At 65.2% G+C, this 4,925-nt stretch carries 7 protein-coding genes; 6 read left to right on the top strand and 1 reads right to left on the bottom strand.

Going from position 1 to position 4,925, the window contains the following annotated elements; translation table 11 throughout:
- The 5 genes from I5M_RS33745 to I5M_RS16490 all read left to right on the top strand — a co-directional run.
- Positions 1 to 760: amidohydrolase family protein (locus I5M_RS33745; RefSeq protein ID WP_022722401.1), on the top strand; the 760-nt coding region annotated here is incomplete at its 5' end.
- Positions 724 to 1,056, top strand: coding sequence for an amidohydrolase family protein (locus I5M_RS34090; RefSeq protein WP_022722400.1), 333 nt, complete (start codon positions 724 to 726; stop codon positions 1,054 to 1,056). The genes I5M_RS33745 and I5M_RS34090, both read left to right, overlap by 37 nt.
- Positions 1,049 to 1,789 (top strand): ABC transporter permease, encoded by a 741-nt coding sequence (locus I5M_RS16500; RefSeq protein ID WP_022722399.1) that lies wholly within the window; start codon positions 1,049 to 1,051, stop codon positions 1,787 to 1,789. Before I5M_RS34090 ends, I5M_RS16500 begins: the two co-directional genes overlap by 8 nt.
- Positions 1,786 to 2,598: an ABC transporter ATP-binding protein gene (locus tag I5M_RS16495; protein ID WP_022722398.1), complete on the top strand. Its 813-nt coding sequence runs from the start codon at positions 1,786 to 1,788 to the stop codon at positions 2,596 to 2,598. The genes I5M_RS16500 and I5M_RS16495 overlap by 4 nt, the downstream gene beginning before the upstream one ends.
- Positions 2,599 to 2,628: 30 nt before the next feature.
- Positions 2,629 to 3,600, top strand: a complete 972-nt coding sequence (locus I5M_RS16490; protein WP_083909596.1) for an ABC transporter substrate-binding protein — start codon at positions 2,629 to 2,631, stop codon at positions 3,598 to 3,600.
- Positions 3,601 to 3,642: 42 nt separating this feature from the next.
- Here the strand turns inward: I5M_RS16490 and I5M_RS16485 are convergent, their stop codons facing one another.
- Complete coding sequence (locus tag I5M_RS16485) at positions 3,643 to 4,575, bottom strand: LysR family transcriptional regulator (protein WP_022722396.1); 933 nt, start codon at positions 4,573 to 4,575, stop codon at positions 3,643 to 3,645.
- A 144-nt stretch (positions 4,576 to 4,719) separates the two neighbouring features.
- Between I5M_RS16485 and I5M_RS29940 the strand changes: the two genes are divergently transcribed.
- Positions 4,720 to 4,925: hypothetical protein (locus I5M_RS29940; RefSeq protein WP_040771750.1), on the top strand; the 206-nt coding region annotated here is incomplete at its 3' end.

The following is a 4,925-nucleotide window of genomic DNA, read 5'->3' as shown; positions in this document are numbered from 1 at the left end:
CGAAAACATCAAGAACGGCAATACCAGCCTAGTCGAAAACATCTTCATGCCGCCTAGCGATGCGGACATCGAGGATGCGGCCTTTCGCGCGTTGCGCGACAGCGGGATCCGCGGCACCGTCGCGCGCGCCACACAGGCCCGTCACTTCGATCCGCAGTTCTGCGAAACCTCGGCTGAGCAGGCCGAGCGCGTCGGACGGCTCGCCGCGGGCTGGCACGGCAGCCACGACGGCCGGCTGCGCCTGTCGATTGGCCCGTTGCTGCCCTGGGTCGTCGATGAGGACGGCTTTCGCGAGACCCGCAAGATCGCCCGCGCCAACGGCATCGCGCTGCACATGCACGTCGCCGAGTCGCCCGAGTTCAACGCCCTCATCGCGCGTCATTACGGCCGGGCCATCCGCCAGGTCGAACTGCTCGACGAGGTCGGCTGCCTCGGCCCGGACGTGCAGGCGATCGCCTGTTCGGACGTGTCGCCGCGCGAGATCGAATTGCTGGCGCAGAGCGGCACCGCGGTGGTGTTCGACCCGCCGACCCGGCTGTTCTGGGGCACGGGCTTCCCGCCGATCCGCGACTTCCTCACGGCGGGGATCAACTGCGGGCTCGCGACCAACGGCGCAGCGGCGAACTGCGGCCAGGATCTGTTCGAGAGCATGAAGTACGCGTGCGCAACCGCCAAGACCGCGGCCACGACCCCCAGGCGCTCACCGCCGCGCGGGCGCTGCGCATGGCGACGGTCGAGGGCGCGCGCGGCATTGGCCTGACCGAAACTGGATCGATCGAGGTCGGCAAGCGCGCCGACCTGATCACCGTGGACGCACGCCAGCCGCATCTGTCGCCGCTGTTCGATCCGGAAAAGGCGCTGGTCTACAGCGCCCGCGGCGCCGACGTGCGCGACGTGATGATAGACGGCCGCATCGTGATGCGGGATCGCAAGGTGCAGGCGGTCGACGAGACCGGTCTGCTCACCGAGGTTGAACAGGTCGCGCGCAGCTGCGCAGCGCGCGCCGGCGTCGTGCTTCCGCAGCCGAGCCTGATGGGGATGTCCAGCCATGCTTAAGGTGATCTCACTGCTGGCCGCGGTGATCTTTTGGGGCCTGCTGTCTTTGACACTGCCTCCGGACATCTTTCCCGGACCGCTCGAGACCGTGAAGGCGTTGTGGGGTGAGATCGCCGGCGGCCGTGTCGGCACCGATCTCGTGATGACGATGCTGCGCGTCGTCGGCGGCCTGGTACTGGCGCTGCTGCTCGGCGTTCCGGTCGGCGTGCTGATGGGGCTCAACCGCCGCGCCGAGGCGGTGCTCGACGTCTGGGTGATGATCGGCCTGACGGTGCCGAGCCTGTGCTACGCCATCATGGCCTTCATGTGGTTCGGCCTCAACGAGGGTGCCGCCATCGTCGCCATCGCGGTCACCGCCGCGCCGTCGATCACCATCAACATCTGGGAAGGCGTCAAGAACGTCGACACCAAGCTGGTGGCGATGGCGCGTGTGTTCGAAGCGCCTCGTTCCACCATCGTGCGCCGCGTGCTGATGCCGCAGATCTATCCCTATGTCATGGCGTCGGCGCGGTTCGGCCTCGGCATCATCTGGAAGATCACCGTGCTGGTCGAGCTGATCGGCCGCCCCAACGGCGTCGGCTTCAAGCTGTTCTACTGGTACCAGCTCGCCGACATGCGCCAGGTGCTTGCCTGGACGCTGCTGTTCACCATCATCATGCTGCTGATCGAGCTGGCGATCCTCAAGCCGATCGAGCGGCGCATCTTCGCCTGGCGCCCGGAGGTTGCCGTATGAAGCCCGCCATCCACGTCGCCTCGCTGCGCAAGACCTTCACCGCGCGCGACGGTTCGACCCGAACCGTGCTAAAGAACCTCGACCTCGACGTCGGCGCCGGCGAATTCCTCTGCATCCTCGGCCCGTCGGGCTGCGGCAAGTCGACGCTGCTCAATGTGCTCGCCGGCCTCGACAAGGTGTACGACGGCACGGCCGACGTCAGCGGCGGACGCATCGGCTATCTGTTCCAGGAGCCGCGGCTGCTGCCGTGGCTCACCGCCGAAGGCAATCTCGATTTCGCCTTGTCGAGCTGCCGCGTGCCCACCAAGCGCTGGGAGCAGCTGAAGTCCCGCTATCTCGCCATGACCGGCCTGTCGGATTATCGCAACTACTATCCGCACCAGATTTCCGGCGGCATGGCACAGCGACTGGCGCTGGTCCGCGCGCTCTGCGTCGAGCCTGGCATCCTGCTGATGGACGAGCCGTTCTCCGGGCTCGACGAGATCACCGCGCGGCGAATCCGGACCGACCTGCTGACGATCTGGGAAGAGACGCGCAAGACCATCGTGTTCGTCACGCACAACGCCTACGAGGCCTGCTTCCTCGCCGACCGCATTCTGGTGATGATGGGCGGCGCGTTCGAGCAGGAGATGCGCGTGCCGATCCCACGGCCGCGCAGCTACGACGATTCCGCCGTGTTCGAACTCAGTCGTGACGTCATCCGCGCGTTCGGCGACGGCATGGGGCGGCCCACGCCCGCCGGCCGCTGGCCCGGAAACGTTGCCCACGGCTGGTCGGCGACCTCGACCGCCACACTGCCGCCCGCATGAACCTCTGACCCACTGACGATTGGAGCGCGTATGCTAACCCGCTTTGGACTTCTCGCCGCCGTAGTGCTCGCGACGACCAGCGCCGCCACCGCGCAAGTCAAGGTGCGCATCGGTGACCTAGCACAATCGCTCAACGAGATCGGCTCGCGCGCGATGATCGATCAGGGTATCGACAAGAAATACGGCATCGCCGCCGAATATCGCGCCTATCCGACACTTGACGGCCTGTTCACCGCGATCCGCGGCAAGGATGTCGATGTCGGCTTCGGCGGCTGGACCGCGATCGCGCAGTTCCGCGGCAAGGGCATGCCGGTAACCATGATCTTCCCGGTCGGCCGCGGCGCGACCGTGGACGTGATCGTGCCGGCCGCGTCCCCGATCAAAAGCATCTCCGAACTCAAGGGCAAGAAAGTCGGCTCGTTCGCTGGCGCCGCCGGCACCGCGACCGTGCTGTTCCGCGTGATCACCTCGAAATTCCATGGCTTCGATCCCGGCAAGACCGGCGATCTTCAGTTCGCCGGCCCCGGCCTGCTCCCGGCGCTGCTCGACAAGGGCGAGATCGACGCCGCGGTGATGTTCGATCCGCTGGCCGCCAAGCTCGAAGGCACGGGCAAGTACAGATCGCTCGGCAACCTCGCCGACGCCTACAAGGCCGGGACCGGCGACGATTTCCTGTGGATCGGCTACTCGACCAACGACGACTTCATCAAGGCCGAACCTCAGGCGCTGACCAACTTCACCAAGGCGTGGCTCGAGGCGATCGAGTACGTCAAGACCCACCCCGAAGTTTTCGAGGCTTACGGCAAGAAATACGGGCTCGAGCCCGCCGCCATCGAGCTGCTGCGCCAGCGCGTACTGGCCGACTACACCACCAAATGGGACGACCAGACCATCGCCAGCTTACGACGCTTCGGCGCGATGGCCAACGAAGTGATGGGCGGTGGCTATCTCGACACGGTGCCGGACGCGGCGTTCTCGACACAATTCGATCCGCGCAAGTAACACCACGCCACAGCGGACACGCGGCAATTGCCGCGTGTTCGCTCAGCGGCGCGTCGCAGGCGTCCGCCGGCTGTCGCTTTCACGGCTCAGGATGGCGGCACTGATCTGGCACATCCAGTTGATGCCGGTGTCGTTGGCAAAACGCGAATGACTGTGGACCCGAACTTCGATCGGGGGCAGGTCGAACGGCAACTCGAGCAGGCGAAAATCGCGGGCTCGGTGCAGATCCAGCGCCAGCAAGCGCGGAAAGATCGCCGCGACGTCGGAATGGCGCACGATCTCCGGCGCCGTGGTGAAATGGCCGCGTACCGCGATCCGCGGGCGCGCATCCTCGTCCGCGAGCCATTGCTCGGCGAGCTGATACACCGACGACGTCGTGCGCGCGAAGAAGAACCGCAACTTGGAAAAATTGGCCCGCGTCAGCTTCAATTTGACGATCGGATGATTGGCGCGCACCAGGCAGATGTAGCGGTCGCTGAACGTATCGATCGCGATCAAGTCCTTCTCCGGCGCACTGATCGCGCCGATCGCCAAGTCGATCTCGCCGGACCGCATCGAACTCACCACGCTGTCAGGCAACAGCGGTACGACATGGACGCGCACGAACGGCGAGACGTGCGAAAGCTCGCTGATCAACCGCGGCAAGATGTACACTTCCGCGATGTCCGACATTGCCACCCGAAACGTTCGCTCTGTGACGCGCGGATCGAACACGACGCCGCTTTGCAATGTGCGATTGAGCAGCTCGAACGCCTGATCGAGGGGCTCGTGCAGCCGCACCGCCGCATCGGTCGGCAGCATGCGGTTCGCCACCCGCACGAACAACGGATCGCCGAAGCGCTCGCGCAGCCGACGCAGCGCGTGGCTGATCGCCGGCTGCGTCAAACCGAGGCGATCGCCCGCCGCGGTGAGGCTGCGCAGGTCCCAGATCGCCAGGAATACGCGCAGCAGATTGAGATCCAGCTGATCATTCATTCGGCTCATACGCGCGATTATGACTATGAATTTGACTTACATCAAGGCGGTCGACATCGTAACGCATCCGCCAACTAATCACGACGCGATTGCCAGCGGCGTGATGTCTTCATCCGCGCCGACGGCGCCATCAGGAGACCTGGGATGACCAGCGCAGCCGCTTTTCAAAAGATTCAATCGGAGGAAGCGACCGACCCCGTATTCGACTACAAGGCAGCAGTGTACTCCATTCTGCCCCGGATCGCCGCAACGACGCACGAGAGTGACAAGCAGCGCCGTCTTGCCGACGACGCCGCCAATGCGCTGCGTGAATCCGGCCTATCCCGCATGATCACGCCGAAGCAATCGGC

The sequence above is a fragment of the Rhodopseudomonas sp. B29 genome (assembly GCF_000333455.1).
Taxonomy (GTDB): domain Bacteria; phylum Pseudomonadota; class Alphaproteobacteria; order Rhizobiales; family Xanthobacteraceae; genus Rhodopseudomonas.
Note: the sequence above shows the minus strand (reverse complement) of the source record. Positions and strands in the feature narration are given on the sequence as shown.